The organism is Bacillus sp. FSL M7-1345 (assembly GCF_038006985.1).
Taxonomy (GTDB): domain Bacteria; phylum Bacillota; class Bacilli; order Bacillales; family Bacillaceae_G; genus Bacillus_A; species Bacillus_A cereus_U.
On record NZ_JBBOWG010000001.1, the window covers coordinates 1,621,645 to 1,636,741 of the forward strand.

A 15,097-nucleotide genomic window follows, 5' to 3' on the forward strand; every position below is an offset into this window, starting at 1 on the left:
TATCATATTGTTTGCGTAAGAAACGAATCTATTAGGTTGTATGCTTGCTTTGTAGAGTGCTCGTTATATTTTTCAGTGTACGGATTTAAAAATCCATGTTCACCGTGTAGTTGATTTATTTTTAATAAAGGGTTATTTTGTTGCTGCAATGTTTGGATTAAAGAGGATACTGAAAAGCTAGCTTCCTGTTCAGGAAAAATAAGCAATGTAGCACATGTAGGTTTAATGTGAACATAGTCACGTATACGGGAACCGTAACATCCAATGATAAAATCTATTTTTGGATTGTTACTACAGAGCCAGGCGATTGTCGCTCCAACGCTAAAACCGATAAGCCCTATATGTGTATAACTATTCGAAAGGCCTGTTATGAATTTTTTAATTTGGTTCTTCCCATAATCAAATCCAGTGTGATTCATAAAGTGCTGATATGCTTTTTCTTCATCACTATAATGAAATGCATGTTGTGATTGTAGAAGGTTAGGACAAAATACATCTATATGAGATGAAGTGAAGCGGTCTATAACGTGCTGCATATGATCGTTCACACCATATATTTCATGAACAACAACGAGAGCTAATTTTTTCTTCATAGTTACAATGTACCTCTTTGAAACTTATATTCTTTCTCAACAAGGCAGATACGCAGGTGGAAGTTTTCATACCATTGCTCACGGCCTCTTTTTTTCGCTTCTTTATGTAAGGCGTTCCGTTTCCAATTTTCAATTGCTTCAAGTGACTCCCAATAAGAAATTGTAATTCCGAGTCCAGAATTATAACGTGCGCTTTCGACACCTAAAAATCCAGGTTGCTGTTTCGCAAGGTCATCCATTTTTTCGGCAACGTTACTATAATCTGTTGTATCATTTGATAGGTTAGAAGTGAATATAACTGCATAATAGGGCTTGTTTTTTTCTAAATCATATTTCATTATTTTTCCCCCTTAATGTATAGTGCGAATAATTAATTCATAGTTTGTATTTTAGCAGGTTAAAAAAAGAAAAGAAGTAGAAGATTCTTATTTTTTTAGGTGTTGTAAAACAGAGGATAGAAGGGATTTATATTAAGTAATCTAAAGTAAGAAAAATGCCACTTCAAAAAAAAGAAGTGGCATTTTTTATATTTCCTCTAAGCTATTAACTGGAACTGTTAATTCGCGTCCTGGATTTTTCACTTCATATATGCGGGCGGTTTCGTTGCTTTCGTCGACGTGTTGAATCGTAACAGGCATGCCTTGAAAATTGACATTAGCAAGTTCTGATGACACAGAAAGCTCTTTTGCGCGTTGTATATTCATTTATATTCCTCCCATCATTATTATCTTTGCTAAAAAAGAGGAATAATATACCATTTCGAGACATTCTTAAAGTTTTTGTATTATTTGTAATGTTTCTTTAATAAATGAAGAGAAGGTGGAATCAGGATAGGACTGTATGATTTCATGTGCTTCTGTTATTTCCTCCAGAGCCCTTTTTTTATCGTTAAGTTTTACATAACAAAGGGCACGATATGCACCAGCTGTTGTAAGCCACGCTTGATCAAGTGGATGGTTCATATAATCCGGCATGATACCACGTTGCAATGTTTGTAAAGCCTCCTCATAACGTTTTAAGCCGTATAAAGATTTTCCTTTTTCAAGATAATACAATCCATCGTCTTGAAAAATTGGTTCATCTTTAAGTTTTTCTCGAAATTGTTCTAGGTGTTCTAATGCAATTGTATATTCATTAGTAATTGTGTTGTAGTAGTAAGCTTTTAAAAGATCAATAATAGCAATGGATAAAGTATCTTCTGTAAAAATGGCGAATTGCTCCGATTTTTTTATGTAATATAAATATTTTTCTTTATCAGCTGTAATGACTTTTTGGTAAGATAAAATACGGTAAAATTCGTCTGTTTTATAATACACTTGATGCTTTTTTGAAAATGCGAGTGCTTCTAATATGTTTTTTTCACATGTTTCATAATCGCCACATGCTAGTAAAATGATGGCTTCATATAAACATAACTCAATATGTATAATGAGATCCATTTCTAAATGTTTCTCTTCATAGTCATTTCGGATACTCGCTATAAGTTGTAGACATTCAGCGTACTTTTTACGTGTGAATATCGTAAAGGATAATTTTAATTTTGTTTCCGTACTGTCGCGGTATAACGTATATTTTTCAAAAATAGAAGTAGCCTTTTCAACGTAATATTCAATGTTATAATCTTTCATAATCGCCGCAGCTGTTACAAATTGTTTATATAAACGAGCGGTATTTAAAGTAGAAGGTAGCTTTTTTTGAACGATAGGTAGTAAAGTCTCATATACTTCATCACATTTATTTGCCTTTATTAATGGCTCCATTTTTTGAATGAGTTCTACAATTTCTACATCATCTTCTTCTAGTAAAAAACTCGTTTCGCATCCAAGTTTTTCAGCGATGTATTGTAATGTTTTCATGGAAGGTGTAGCTTTTCCATTTTCAATTTGACTTAGCATACTTTTTGTCAGTTCTGAACCTGCTAGCTCAGTTTGAGTAAACTTTTTTTCTTTTCGTAACGTTTTAATTTTTTCGCCTAGAGTAGCCATCATATGCTCCTTTATAATTAAAAAGTTAAATACAATTAAACTTTTTTGTTGTAAAAATTAGAAAGTTGATTATATAATAAGTTTAACACAATTTAACTTTTAAGGGGAGAGTGTCATAATGGGGGATGTAAGTATAGGTCAAAATGATTCAAAAATGAAGATTGCAACGAGAAATATTATGCTAATGATGATTGGGAAAATGACATCTTTATTAGGTGCAGGTATTTATACGTTTGCAATGGGATTATACGTATTAAAGACAACGGGTTCAGGAATGGGATTTGCAACTACGCTAATTTGCGGATCAATACCAAGAATGATCTGTGGACCAATTGCAGGTGCTGTAGCTGACCGTGTGAACCGAAGATGGCTTGTCATTGGTACTGATTTATTAAGTAGCTTAACGATGCTTATTATGTTTATTCTGGCTACTATGTTTGGACCATCACTTCTGTTTATTTATGTTTCAGCAGCATTATTATCAATTTGTGCAAGTTTTTATTCTGTTGCAGTAACTTCGTCTATTCCCAATTTAGTAGATGAGGAGCGTATTCAAAAAGCGAGTGCTTTGAACCAGACGGCAGCATCTTTATCAAATATTTTAGCGCCAATTATTGGCGGAGTTGTATTTGGTTTCTTTTCGATTAAATCGTTTTTCCTGCTAAATAGCATTACATTCTTTTTAGCGGTTATTGTGCAATTATTTATCGTATTTGATTTATTTAAAAAAGAAATGGCTGAAAGTAAAGAGCATTTTTTGACGAGTATAAAAGAAGGTTTTTCATATGTAAAACGACAGCATGAAATATATGGTTTAATGAAAATTGCAGTAGGGGTAAACTTTTTTGCGAGTGCACTTTTCGTTTCACTTCCGTATATTATTGTTCAAAATTTGCATTTATCCTCGAAGCAACTCGGTGTTGTAGAGGGAATGTTAGCAGTCGGGATGCTAATTGGTGCAATTGTTTTATCAGTACGTAAAGAAGTGAATAACCCGTTTCGCTCTGTTTATATTGGGCTGTTTTTATTTGCGGGCTTGAGTTTATGTACAGTCTTTCCATTGTTAGTTACCATTCCGAAAGTAGTAAGTTTTATTTACTATATCGCTTTTATGATTTTAACTGGTATATCAATGATGGTTGTAAATATACCGATGCAAGTACATATGCAAAAGACGACAGATCCAAACTATTTAGGACGTGTATTCGGTTTACTTGAAACAATTTCTACCGCAATCGCACCGCTCGGTATGATTGTATATGGATTATTATTAGATATGTTGCCGACTAGCATTGTTATGATGACATTAGGCGGAGGATTATTGTTAGTTGTATTAGTGGGAGTAAGAAAGCATGTGGCGAAAAAGCAAGTGGATGTGTCGGCCTGAAAAATAAGAAAGTAATAAAAAATTGACTGGAAACAATAAAAATGACCATATTAGTATTTTAGTTTTTGAAACTCTTTTTCATGTATGTTACAGTAAAGTGAGCAGGCAAAGAAAAGGAGAAAACATCATGAAAAAATTAAGTTTTGTAATGCTTTTTCTGTTAGTCGTAATGACTGGATGTAGTAATTATGACACGTATATTGAAACAGGTATGCAATCATTGAAAAATGAAAAATATAGTGATGCGATTATGTGGTTTGAAAAAGCGGAAAAAGAAAAATCAGGAAATGAAGCGAAGGCATATAAAGAAGTCGCTCAGTTACTAGATCACGGTGCGACAGCATTAAAAGACGGTAAGTATTCAGAAACGAAAGATATTGCAAATGAAGTATTACAAAAGAAAAAAGATGATGCACTTGAAAAAGCTGTAACATCAAATGCAGAGAATATGCTTCAAAAAGCAAAAGATGTGGAAGAGAAAGTAAATGAAAGGGTGGCAAAGCGGAGAAAGATAGAAGAAGAGGGAATCGATAAATTAATTAAAGCTGTCGATAGTATAGATGATGTAAAAGAAAAAGAGAAGAAAGTCTCAGAAACATTAGATAAGGTTGAAGAGGCGCAAGCAAAAATTGAGGAAAAGAAAAATAAATAGAGATATAGTTTAAAAGGCTGTCGTGTATAACGACAGCCTTTTAAACTATATCTGCTGATACGAACATATCATTATTTTGAAGATTTTTAGAGCGTAAACTATAAGCAACTACTTTCTTTTTATGTTGTTTTACAACATCAACATGCTCTTCATGACTATAAATATAAAATGTAAAATCTTTTTTGCCACGTTTTGCATTAATAATTAATGGAGTGCTCTCATTTTGTGGTGGTGCATAATAGCGATCTAAAAATAAACCTTCATTAAAATCATTAATAATTTGAGATTTCTTTTCGCCTTCTAAGCTATTTCCATTGATTGTAACAGTCACATTCTCTTCATCAAGTTGCGGATGTGTTTCATATCGGCTAATAATTGATTCAATAACGGAGTTTGGAAGACTAGAAACGATAATTTTAAATGCCCCAAATACAACTAACAGTACAATAAACCAAGTCGTCATATTGTATCATCTCCTTTACACTATTAAATAATATAACCCATATGGTAATAGTACATATGGTGAAGTTTTGTATATTTTGTGAAAAATTTTCCTTTTTCGAACGTTTTTTAACAAATGGAGATGTTTAAAGAATATAAGGTGATATTTGGTAGGATAAAAATATAAAGTCTTTTTATTTATTTGTTAGAAAAATCAATTTTGTTACAAAAAGTTGAAATCGAAGTATTTTAAAAGAAAAAGGTTTATAATAAAAACATAACTAATTACAAGGAAGTGTAACTATGAGTACTGTAGCTATCGTGTATGGTATTATTCTTTCCACAATTATTATTTTATTTTTCGTTGGGGTTTCACGTTATATTCATAAATGGAAAGAAGGCGTTGCGAAATTAAATCACATTGAAGAAGAACTCAGTGATTTAATGTTACATCATGGTAAGTAAAAAGTTTATTTTTTAACTAAATAATGTGAAGAATATCACAAAACATGCTCTCTTTAGGAAAGCATGTTTTTTTATTATGTGCTGAATAGGCACATATCATCTATTTTTCCCATACGATACATCGTTAAGTACAGAATGTTAGGAGCGGGAAAGAGGGATAAAATGAGTAATTCAGGTTATGTTACAGATAATAAAAATTTAAAGAAAAGCTCAGGAACTCCAAATCTTTTCTTTGATTCAAGAAAAAATGTCTTTTTTAAAAGAGACGAGAAAAATGTTGCGTATGAAGTAACGTCAACACAGTTACCGGCGATGATTGGGGGAGCATTTGTTGATTTGTTTATGACGAAGGGGCATATGCGAGAACCACATTGGCATCCGAATGCTTGGGAATTAGATGTTGTTGTCTCAGGGGAAGCCGTTACTTCTATATTAAATCCTGAAACGAATCAATTGCAAAATTATCATTTAAAAGCGGGGCAAACTGTCTTTATTCCAATGGGATGGTGGCATTGGATCACAGCCATAACAGAAGAAGTACAATTACATTTATTCTTCAATAACGATCAGTTTGAAACAGCCGAAGGATCGGATATATTAAGGTTGACGCCGCCAGAAGTATTTCAAGCTGCTTACGGTGTAAGTGCAGAGAAATTAGCGAAAGACCTTTCGCCAATTAAAGAGTCGGTTGTAATTGGACCGCCCACAGTAACCCGCTCTAAAGGCGATATACAGGCTGACGATTCAAATATAGTAGTTACGTTAAATGGACAAATAACTTCATGTGAAATAGAATAACTCTTTCTATTATTAGGAAGAGTTATTCTATTTTGTATAAAATTGTAATTTAGTTCGGTATAATTAATATATAGTAGGCAATTTGTTAGAGGAGGCACATTGTGAATATATTAAAGATGATAGGGATAATTGTGGGAGTTATTATAGTAGTTGTTATAGCTTTCTTTGCAGTTATGAAATATTATTTGTCAAAAGAAGATCCTGATTACGTATTAAACTACATAAAAGAACATAAAGGTGATGAAACATGTTCATTACTTATTAGAAAAAACGGTGAAGTAGTAACATCTGTAAATGAAAATAAAAAATTACCATTAGCGAGTATGGCTAAAATCGTAATAGCAGTTGAATTTGCTAAACAAGTGTCAGAAGGAAAAATCCGCCGCGATGAACAAATTTCATTGAAAGAACTAGAAAAATACTACGTTAAAGATACTGATGGTGGAGCGCATCCTGCATGGTTAGAAGATGCCAAAGCTAGAGAGTTAGTGAAAAATGAACAAATCACTTTAGAAGAAGTTGCCAAAGGGATGATTCATTATAGTTCTAATGCAAATACAACATATTTATTAGAGAAACTTGGGATAGATAGAGTAAATGAAAGTATAAAAGAATTAGAGCTTACTAGTCATGATAAGTTCTCTTCTTATACTGCTTCACTATATATGAGAGGATATGTAGAAAAAGAGCTTCATGTACAAGAGGATCAATCGTTAGAAATGATACGTAACATGTCTAATGATGAGTATAATAAACATGTGTTACAAATACATGAATGGATGAAAGATGAAAGCGAATGGAAGAAACGTGATATACCATTAAAAGTAGATATGGAATTCCAGCGTATTTGGTCAGATCGATTAGTGAGTGCAAATGCTAAAGATTATTTGAGTTTAATGGCAAAGATAAATAGTAGAAATTATTTTCCAAAATCAATGCAAGATGAAATGGAGAATATTTTTAAAGGAACAGTTCAAAATAGTAAGTTCGAATATGCTGGGCAAAAAGGTGGTTCTACCGCATTCGTATTGACAAAAAGTTTGTATACTACAGATAAAAAGGGAAATAAGGTTGAGGTTGTAATAATGTTTAACGATATAGATGATCAAATTACGCACCAAAAGCTTAGAAATAATATAGATTACTTCATTCGAGATGTTATAACAGATGAAGAATTCAAAAGAAAGTTATAATGAAGTAATTTTATTATGTAAACAAAGGGCGCTTATTAGAAAGCGTCCTTTTCTTTTAATGATACAGGATTTCCTATTTGTGCCATTGAATATAGATAAAAATAAGAAAGGAAGATGAACAAATGACTACAATATATTTTGTTCGCCACGCTCACTCTACATATACAAAGGAAGAAAGGGAACGTCCCTTATCTGAGAAGGGTTGGTTAGATGCACAAAACATAACAAGCTTGTTAAAAGATGAGAAGATTGATGTTGTTATTTCTAGTCCATACGAAAGAGCGATTCAGACCGTTGAAGGAATTGCGAATGCAAATAAACTATCAATACAATTGGAAGAAGATTTACGGGAAAGGTTATTAAGTAAAGAACCAGTACAGGATTTTAATGATGCTATTCAGAAGGTGTGGGAAGACTGGACTTTTGCATACGAAGGCGGGGAATCAAATGATGTAGCGCAAAGGCGTGCTGTATTATGTATGCAAAATATATTGGGAAAATATAAAGGGAAGAATATTGTAATAGGCACTCATGGGAATATTATGGTTTTACTTATGAATTATTTTGATTCGAAATATGATTTTCAGTTTTGGAAAACACTTCACATGCCCGATGTGTACAAATTAACTTTTAATAGTAATCGTTTCATTTCTGCTGAAAGAATAGGTCATCGGATAAACATTTTGTAAAAGTTTATCAAAAAAAGAGGAAAGAGAGAAGGTATTGTAGAAGTATGACTTTGTAACATAAAAAATATTTGTTAAAGGAGGCTGTTTACATGTTTGAGAAAGAGAAAGAAGGGCTTATTGAAGTTCACAACGTATATGAAATCGCACCAGCAGATGGAGCAATTATAGGTATGGCAACGGAAGAAGAAATGGAGATTGCTGCTGAACTAGAGTTACAGTACTATGCCCATTCTCGTTTATTAGAAGCAAATATTCAGTTAGACGGTTCCTCCTATAAAGAGTTACTTCAGGAGTTCCAGGAGTACGAAAGAAAATCAATGAATTTTTGGAGAGCAATACATAAACGTTTAGCTGTGCCATGGGCATGGGTACTACGTATTGATGTTGCGAATGGTCCTATATATGTAAGCAATGGGAGTTCGTATTATGAAGAAGTTGATGATGACGAAGAAGACTATGAATAGATAAGTAAGGAAGCAGCTTTAGTTGCTTCCTTTTTTTGTGTGTAAAGATTGAATGACTTGAATGATAATATCTGGTCGATCATTTTCTATTCCGTGACCAGCATGTTCGGCAAGAATATATTTGCTGTTTATTGAGAGGTGTAATTGTTCACGAATAAGTTCTTGCCACATATCTTCAAGTTGTGTAGCTTCTTCTTTTGGCATACCGCCCTCAATCAATTGAGCAATAGAATATTGAGGATCTCTACCGATAACGATTAATGGTATTTCTAATGTTTTATGTTGTTTTTTTATTGAGCGAGCACAATATTTCCACTCGGACAGTTCAGAAGCTGTCGCTTTATATAATGAAGGAGATGTAGAAAATTTGATATGCTGTTTTGTTGTATTGACGAGTATAGGTTTCAGTTCAGTATAAAGCGCGTCTGCATCCATGTTGGAGTAAGTATGATATTTTTGTAGCCAAATATCGTCAGAATCAGTTTGATCAGAAACCGGTAAATGAAGCTCATCTAATCGGTGTAAGTTCATGGAAGTAGAATCAACTAAAATAAGTGCTTTAATTTGGTCCTCATGTAATATCGCAAAATGTTGTGCGCATAAACCTCCATAGGAATGACCGATTAAAATGATTGGCTCGTAAATATCTAGTTCATGTAGTAACATATGTAGTTCTTTTACAACTTGCATTGTTGTACGTGGATTAGTTCCTAGCTCACTTTCTCCGTAACCTGGGCGATGATATGAAATGACTGTAAAGTTTTGTGAAAGCTTTTCTATAATAGGAAGCCAATCATAAAATGAGCATCCCATTCCTGTTTGAATGACTACAGTTTGTTTACTACTACCTCTCATATATACTTCTACATTTTGTCCAAATATCTCTACTGATCTATTAATAGTAATTCCCCCTAAGCTTGAAATACTTTTTGGCAAGTAAAGACGATACACCAGGCACATATGCCGAAGAGTATAGATGTACTAAGTGAAAAGGAGTTTTTTAAACCGATATAAACAATAAATAATAGTAATGCAGATGCAGGAAATCCATATAATACGCCTAAAGCGAATTGACTTAACTCTTGTTTACTCCCACCTTCGAAAGAAATCCAAAATAAACTAAGTAAACTAATAAGAGGAAGAGCTGCGATAAAGCCACCAAGTGTACTATAATATTTAGCAAATTCGGTCACACCCCCAATAATGAGGGCGGAGACGATGACCTTAACGAGGAAATGCATATTTTGCCTCCTTAGCTAATAACGAAAAGGCTTTTTCTATTAGTTGTTGCTCTTCTTTTGATAACTGTGATTCTAATATTTGTATCTTTTCTTTATCTAGCAAAGTATGCTTTTCTAATGCTTCAATTCCTTCTGCCGTTAATGTAAGGTTCACAACTCTTTCATCTTGTTTATTTCTTTCTTTAATGATAAATCCTTTTTGAATAAGGCGTTTCACGTGTTCAGACGCTGTGTTATGAGATAAACCGAGTTCAGAAGCAACTTTTCCAATTGTTATGTCATTCTCACGAGAAATGATTTGTAAAATGCGAATTGCTTGGTGAGAAAGATTGTCTTCATACTCATATCGTAAGTGGTAGTAAATTGTCTCCCAATGTGGATTAATATCTTTCATATTATAAATCCCCCTAACTTTTATATCGTATTATAAGATATATTCGCTTGGTAAGAATTAAAATCCTGTTATTTTCATAATAAATGTTGAAAAAGTTTATTTTTATTGAAATATAAGGTAATCTATGTGTAAAGGTATACATTTAGCAAGAGAGAGGATGATAGCTGTGAATACATTTAAATGGATTAGTCATGAAAAGATGTATGTAGATCAAATACATGTTGAAAAATGTGGTCCTCTTTCAGTCGGCGTATATGGAGGAAATCAAGAGAGTGATGCATATGAAAGAGGAGATGCAGTGCTAGCTTGGTGGGATCCGAAATTAGAATTTGAATTTGTTATGATTTTTGATACACATCATAAAACAAAAAATATACATTATATAATAGAAGCGATTTCAGAAAGAGAAGAACAACTAAAAGAATTATTTTCATATCCAATCCATTTAGCTTTTCATCATACCCATATGTATTTATTAGCGTTATTTACAGATGAGCTATTTATCGAGAAATGTGACCAAGATGATGAGGAACTTGCATGTTTAATTTGTTTACGAAAAGGCGAGTTCTTATATTGGCTATCAGTTGGTGATTGCTTCGCGTATTTATTCCATTCAGAGCAAACGGAAAATGGAAAAGGTAGGCTAAATAAGCGTAAGAACTATGAATATATAGGAAGAAAAAATGTTTTTGCAGCGAATACCCCTTGTTTTACATCAGGGATAAGAGGATTAGAAAAAGGTCAGAATCACATTGTAATGGCAACAGATGGTATTTTAGAATGTGATAAACGAAAGTTTGATGATGATCAATCTTTAGTAGAAATATTACACGACGGAACTTGTTTACAGATTGAGCCTGTATTAACAAATGTACTTCAGTGGAAAGGTAGAGATTGTGCCACTATTATTGGATGGTCCATCGATACTGAAGATAGACAATGTGCCAATTAATAAATGAAAGGGAGTTCAAGGGTTTTTGTCCTTGAACTCTTTTTTGTTAAGCGATATGAATATGATACGTTTTTAACCATTCATTTACTTGTAGCATATACTCCATAGCACTTCTTGCTTCAAAATTGTTAACCACTTTATTACTTTGATCAGCAATTGCAAGTAATATGGAATGGTTAATAAGTGAGAAAACAGGATTGTTTTTATTGCTGCACATATCAAGTGTTAAATTACGGATTGTTTGTAAATAATGTGGATCTTGTGAAGTAGGATAAGCGCTTTTTCTTCTATTTCGCACATCATCAGGTAAAGCAGGTTTCAGTGCTCTACGTAAAATACCTTTTTCAATATTATCAATACTTTTTATGTTGAAAGGAACGTTCCATAAATATTCAACTAATCTAAAATCGCAAAATGGTACACGAACTTCAAACCCTACAGCCATACTCATACGGTCTTTACGGTCAAGTAAGAACGGGAGAAATCTCGTTAAAAATAAATAAAACATTTGGCGTTGTTTCGCTTCTTTTTTACTTTCTCCTTCAAGAGTAGGTACTTCAAGAACAGCTTCATGGAATCGTTTATTAATATAATGCTCAGGATTACATTGAGTTGTTACGTCGCTTAATAATAGAGAAGATGTGTTTTTCCAGTTTGTTAACCACGGAAACTTATCTACATATAATAGTTCTTCTTGATGAAACCAAGGATATCCCCCGAATACTTCATCAGCAGATTCTCCAGATAAAGCTACGGTTGCATCTTTTTTCATTTCGCAAAATAGTAAATATAGTGAAGTTTCCATTTCGCCAGCACTTGGTAAATCTTTTGCACGGAGGGGAACGAATAAGTGATTTGCTAATTCTTCAGCATTCACAATAATATCATGATGCGATGTCCCTACATGTTCAGAAACACGTTTTACCCAAGGAGCGTCTAAACCAGTGCGAGCAAATGTCAGCTCGAAATCTTTTGCGCTATTTACAAAGTCAACGGAATACGTATGAAGTGTTTTATTTTCCGCTGCAAATTCTTTCCCCGCTAGTGCAGTAATACCGCTAGAATCTAATCCGCCTGATAACATACAAACAAGAGGAACATCGGCAATTAATTGTCTTTTTACTGTATCTTGTAAGATAGATAAAATATGTGAAGATGTGTCTTCGATAGATTCTTTATGGACCTTACTTTCTAAATTCCAATACTTCTTAACTACCTTTTTATCACGTGTAAAAGATATAAAATGTCCAGCACGTACTTCTTGAATATGTTTAAAGACGCCACATCCTGGAGTTCGAAATAATCCTAATCCAAATATTTCATTTATGCCATCCGCATCAATTTCAGCAGGAACAGATGGGTGAGCTAATAATGCTTTTATTTCAGAGCCGAAAATAATACTGTCATTTCTTTCTGTATAAAAAAGTGGTTTTACCCCTAAATGATCTCGTGCTAAAAACAATTGTTGCTTCTGATCATCCCATATTGCGAAAGCGAAAATTCCATTTAAACGTTGCACGCAGTCTTCTTTCCATTCTAAATAAGCGTGTAGTAACACTTCTGTATCCGAGTGAGTTTCAAAGGCATGCCCACATTTTTGAAGTTGTTCTCTCAGTTCACGAAAATTATAAATTTCTCCATTATAAGTAAGAGCATACGTGTAATCTCCGGCACGAAATGTTTTTGGCTGCGTTCCGCCTTCTGGGTCAATAACAATTAAACGTCGGTGTGCAAAGGCCGCACGAGGAGAAAACCAAAATCCTTCAGCATCAGGACCACGATGCTGAATACTATTTGCCATCTTTTCTAAAATAACATGTTGATTTGAAAGATCCTTCTTCCAATCTATCCAGCCTGTAATTCCACACATACAAATCTCATCTCCTAATTTTAAATAGTAGATTAACGAAATAAAATGTACACCAAGTTAAAGAATGGTTATGTAAATAGTGTACTACGTTAATTAAATTGTAGACTTGAGAAAATTTTCTTCAAATTCAAAGTTATATGAGACAATAGGTAAGGAAAAGTATTCCATTACATACAAAAAATAATAAAAAAGATGAGAGAAAACTTTTTTCTGGACGTTATATAGAGTGTAAAAGCTTTTACAAAAAAATAAGGGGAATCGCTACATGAAATCAAATGAGAAAAATTTTATAAAAAGATTACAGCGACAAAAAGAAGATGCGCTAGAATTTGTTGTCGATACATACTTACCACTCATAAAGGGGATTACGCATAAAGTTCTTCTTCCAGTTCAAAATGATGGACTCATAGAGGAATGTGTAAATGATATATTTCTTTCCATTTGGAATAACGCAAATAAGTTTCATGGAGAGCCGAGTGATTTTAAAAAATGGATTGCAGCGATTGCAAAGTTTAAAGCAATTGATTATTACCGGAAAGCAACTAAAAAAGTAGAAATCATTTCAGATGAGTTTCATATAAGTACGGAAAAATCGGCAGAAGACGAATTAATCGTTATGGAAGATAGGGAAGAATTATTGAAGCTTATTAATCAATTAGAACCGTTAGATCAAAAAGTGTTCATTATGAAATATCTACTCGGTATGAAGACAGAAGAAATAGGTGACAAGTTAGGACTAACTCGAGCGGCGATAGATAATCGTGTGTATCGCGGGAAAAAGAAGCTACAACAAAATGCTACGAATATTAGTTTTGGAGGTAGTGTAATATGAAAGATATTTATGAACTATTAAATGATATTGATATAGATGAAAAAGAACTTGAAGAAATTGAGGCTTCTGAAATTGAAAAAGAAAAAGTGAAGCGTAATTTAAAACAATCTATACGTACGAAGAAAAAGGTGAAAACTTGGAAAAAAGGTGTCGCTGCTGCATCTATTTTAGTAGGATTATCAGTTGCAACGCTTGGTATCGGATTTCCTACATACGCTGGAGGATTGCCAATAGTAGGAGATATATTCCGATTTTTAGATAATGGTAGAACAGGGCTATATGAAAATTATAAAGAGTTTTCGACTGAGTTAAATATGACGAGGGAAAGTAATGGGGTTAAGGTCACAATTAATGATGCTGTTTTTGACGGCAGAACTGTAGCGATAACGTATTCTATTGAAAGTGATAAAGATTTAGGAGAGAACCCGAGCATATTTGGTTTCCCACAGGTGGAAGGCTCTAATGGTTCGGGAGGAAGTTCTAAAATTACGAAAGTAGAGGATAAAAAATATGTAGGTATGACTACAGCAAGTGATCACGGTAGTAAAAGAATGGACGTTGCAAATGTTAGATGGAATATGGAAGCAATTGATATGCACGAGGAAAAAAAATCAATAAAAGGGAATTGGAATTTCGCGCTTTCTTTAAATGCAATGGATAGTAAAGAAATGAAGATTCAAGGAAGTTCTGAAAAAGAAGGCATAAAAGTAAATATAGACAAAATGGAAGTAACCCCTATGTCATTTATCATTTTTTACAATCAAGAAGAATCTAAGACATTAAGAAGTATATGGGATAGTGCAGATGTTGAATTAGAAATAAAAGATGATTTAGGAAATCGATACGTAGGTGAAGGTAATGGTGGAACAAGTACAGTAGCAGAGCCACATAAAAGTAGTTGGAGTACTACGTTCCAAAAACTGAACGAAAATGCTACAAAGCTTATTGTCACACCTCACGTGCACTTGCGAGTTCATACACCTGAAAATCATGGTGGAGTAGAGTATGTTAATGGGAAAGAGAAGAAAATAGAAGTACCGAAAAAAGAAGCGAAGAGTAAAGATATAGTGTTAGATGATATTGTCATTGATTTAAAGAAATAAATAAAGAGACTGCCTTAAATGAAGGCAGTCTCTTTTTG

General features: G+C 33.3%; 19 protein-coding genes and 1 pseudogene. 11 read left to right on the forward strand and 9 right to left on the reverse strand.

Annotated elements, in window-relative coordinates; genetic code table 11:
- Positions 1-2: 2 nt before the first annotated feature.
- The 4 genes from MHB76_RS08465 to MHB76_RS08480 all read right to left on the reverse strand — a co-directional run bounded on the left by MHB76_RS08465 (position 3) and on the right by MHB76_RS08480 (position 2,578).
- Positions 3-593 carry a dienelactone hydrolase family protein gene (locus tag MHB76_RS08465; RefSeq protein ID WP_078173079.1) on the reverse strand — a complete coding sequence of 197 codons (591 nt, stop codon included), beginning with the start codon at positions 591-593 and terminating at the stop codon, positions 3-5.
- Between the two features lie 2 nt (positions 594-595).
- On the reverse strand, positions 596-931 hold the full coding sequence (locus tag MHB76_RS08470; RefSeq protein WP_078173080.1) for an antibiotic biosynthesis monooxygenase family protein: 336 nt from the start codon (positions 929-931) through the stop codon (positions 596-598).
- A gap of 186 nt (positions 932-1,117) precedes the next feature.
- Positions 1,118-1,297: an H-type small acid-soluble spore protein gene (locus MHB76_RS08475; protein ID WP_002158456.1), complete on the reverse strand. Its 180-nt coding sequence runs from the start codon at positions 1,295-1,297 to the stop codon at positions 1,118-1,120.
- A gap of 66 nt (positions 1,298-1,363) precedes the next feature.
- On the reverse strand, positions 1,364-2,578 hold the full coding sequence (locus tag MHB76_RS08480) for a helix-turn-helix domain-containing protein (RefSeq protein WP_078173081.1): 1,215 nt from the start codon (positions 2,576-2,578) through the stop codon (positions 1,364-1,366).
- A gap of 118 nt (positions 2,579-2,696) precedes the next feature.
- On the opposite strand from MHB76_RS08480, the gene MHB76_RS08485 reads away from it, so the two are divergent.
- Both MHB76_RS08485 and MHB76_RS08490 read left to right on the forward strand, forming a co-directional pair.
- Positions 2,697-3,965, forward strand: a complete 1,269-nt coding sequence (locus tag MHB76_RS08485; RefSeq protein ID WP_078173082.1) for an MFS transporter — start codon at positions 2,697-2,699, stop codon at positions 3,963-3,965.
- A 127-nt stretch (positions 3,966-4,092) separates the two neighbouring features.
- Entirely contained in the window at positions 4,093-4,617 is a 525-nt protein-coding gene (locus MHB76_RS08490) for a DUF4398 domain-containing protein (protein ID WP_070169975.1), read from the forward strand.
- Positions 4,618-4,657: 40 nt separating this feature from the next.
- Here MHB76_RS08490 and MHB76_RS08495 read toward each other — a convergent pair whose 3' ends face one another.
- Positions 4,658-5,080: a YfmQ family protein gene (locus tag MHB76_RS08495; protein WP_078173083.1), complete on the reverse strand. Its 423-nt coding sequence runs from the start codon at positions 5,078-5,080 to the stop codon at positions 4,658-4,660.
- Positions 5,081-5,121: 41 nt separating this feature from the next.
- Between MHB76_RS08495 and MHB76_RS26275 the strand changes: the two are divergent.
- From MHB76_RS26275 to MHB76_RS08520, 6 genes and pseudogenes are all read left to right on the forward strand, one after another.
- Positions 5,122-5,311 (forward strand): annotated as a pseudogene (locus MHB76_RS26275) (hypothetical protein).
- Positions 5,312-5,361: 50 nt separating this feature from the next.
- The gene (locus tag MHB76_RS08500) at positions 5,362-5,523 is read left to right on the forward strand and encodes a hypothetical protein (RefSeq protein WP_002158451.1); all 162 of its coding nucleotides are present in this window, start codon (positions 5,362-5,364) and stop codon (positions 5,521-5,523) included.
- Positions 5,524-5,685: 162 nt separating this feature from the next.
- Positions 5,686-6,321: a cupin domain-containing protein gene (locus MHB76_RS08505; protein ID WP_002158449.1), complete on the forward strand. Its 636-nt coding sequence runs from the start codon at positions 5,686-5,688 to the stop codon at positions 6,319-6,321.
- 101 nt (positions 6,322-6,422) lie between these two features.
- Positions 6,423-7,514 (forward strand): serine hydrolase, encoded by a 1,092-nt coding sequence (locus MHB76_RS08510; RefSeq protein ID WP_078173084.1) that lies wholly within the window; start codon positions 6,423-6,425, stop codon positions 7,512-7,514.
- A gap of 122 nt (positions 7,515-7,636) precedes the next feature.
- Complete coding sequence (locus tag MHB76_RS08515) at positions 7,637-8,203, forward strand: histidine phosphatase family protein (protein ID WP_078173085.1); 567 nt, start codon at positions 7,637-7,639, stop codon at positions 8,201-8,203.
- A gap of 89 nt (positions 8,204-8,292) precedes the next feature.
- Positions 8,293-8,667, forward strand: coding sequence for a hypothetical protein (locus MHB76_RS08520; protein WP_000461761.1), 375 nt, complete (start codon positions 8,293-8,295; stop codon positions 8,665-8,667).
- Positions 8,668-8,685: 18 nt separating this feature from the next.
- Here MHB76_RS08520 and MHB76_RS08525 read toward each other — a convergent pair whose 3' ends face one another.
- The 3 genes from MHB76_RS08525 to MHB76_RS08535 are packed head-to-tail and all read right to left on the reverse strand — an operon-like array spanning position 8,686 to position 10,302.
- Positions 8,686-9,627, reverse strand: coding sequence for an alpha/beta fold hydrolase (locus tag MHB76_RS08525; RefSeq protein WP_340986204.1), 942 nt, complete (start codon positions 9,625-9,627; stop codon positions 8,686-8,688).
- On the reverse strand, positions 9,579-9,908 hold the full coding sequence (locus tag MHB76_RS08530) for a DUF3147 family protein (RefSeq protein ID WP_002158445.1): 330 nt from the start codon (positions 9,906-9,908) through the stop codon (positions 9,579-9,581). Before MHB76_RS08530 ends, MHB76_RS08525 begins: the two co-directional genes overlap by 49 nt.
- On the reverse strand, positions 9,892-10,302 hold the full coding sequence (locus tag MHB76_RS08535; RefSeq protein WP_002158444.1) for a MarR family winged helix-turn-helix transcriptional regulator: 411 nt from the start codon (positions 10,300-10,302) through the stop codon (positions 9,892-9,894). The genes MHB76_RS08530 and MHB76_RS08535 overlap by 17 nt, the downstream gene beginning before the upstream one ends.
- 124 nt (positions 10,303-10,426) lie before the next feature.
- Between MHB76_RS08535 and MHB76_RS08540 the strand changes: the two genes are divergently transcribed.
- Positions 10,427-11,254 carry a protein phosphatase 2C domain-containing protein gene (locus tag MHB76_RS08540; protein WP_002158443.1) on the forward strand — a complete coding sequence of 276 codons (828 nt, stop codon included), beginning with the start codon at positions 10,427-10,429 and terminating at the stop codon, positions 11,252-11,254.
- A 46-nt stretch (positions 11,255-11,300) separates the two neighbouring features.
- Here MHB76_RS08540 and asnB read toward each other — a convergent pair whose 3' ends face one another.
- On the reverse strand, positions 11,301-13,124 hold the full coding sequence (gene asnB, locus MHB76_RS08545; protein ID WP_002158442.1) for an asparagine synthase (glutamine-hydrolyzing): 1,824 nt from the start codon (positions 13,122-13,124) through the stop codon (positions 11,301-11,303).
- 265 nt (positions 13,125-13,389) lie between these two features.
- Between asnB and MHB76_RS08550 the strand changes: the two genes are divergently transcribed.
- Both MHB76_RS08550 and MHB76_RS08555 read left to right on the forward strand, forming a co-directional pair.
- A complete protein-coding gene (locus MHB76_RS08550) occupies positions 13,390-13,956 on the forward strand; it encodes a sigma-70 family RNA polymerase sigma factor (protein ID WP_002200990.1) in 567 nt (188 codons plus the stop codon).
- The gene (locus MHB76_RS08555) at positions 13,953-15,059 is read left to right on the forward strand and encodes a DUF4179 domain-containing protein (protein WP_078173087.1); all 1,107 of its coding nucleotides are present in this window, start codon (positions 13,953-13,955) and stop codon (positions 15,057-15,059) included. The genes MHB76_RS08550 and MHB76_RS08555 overlap by 4 nt, the downstream gene beginning before the upstream one ends.
- Positions 15,060-15,097: the final 38 nt, after the last annotated feature.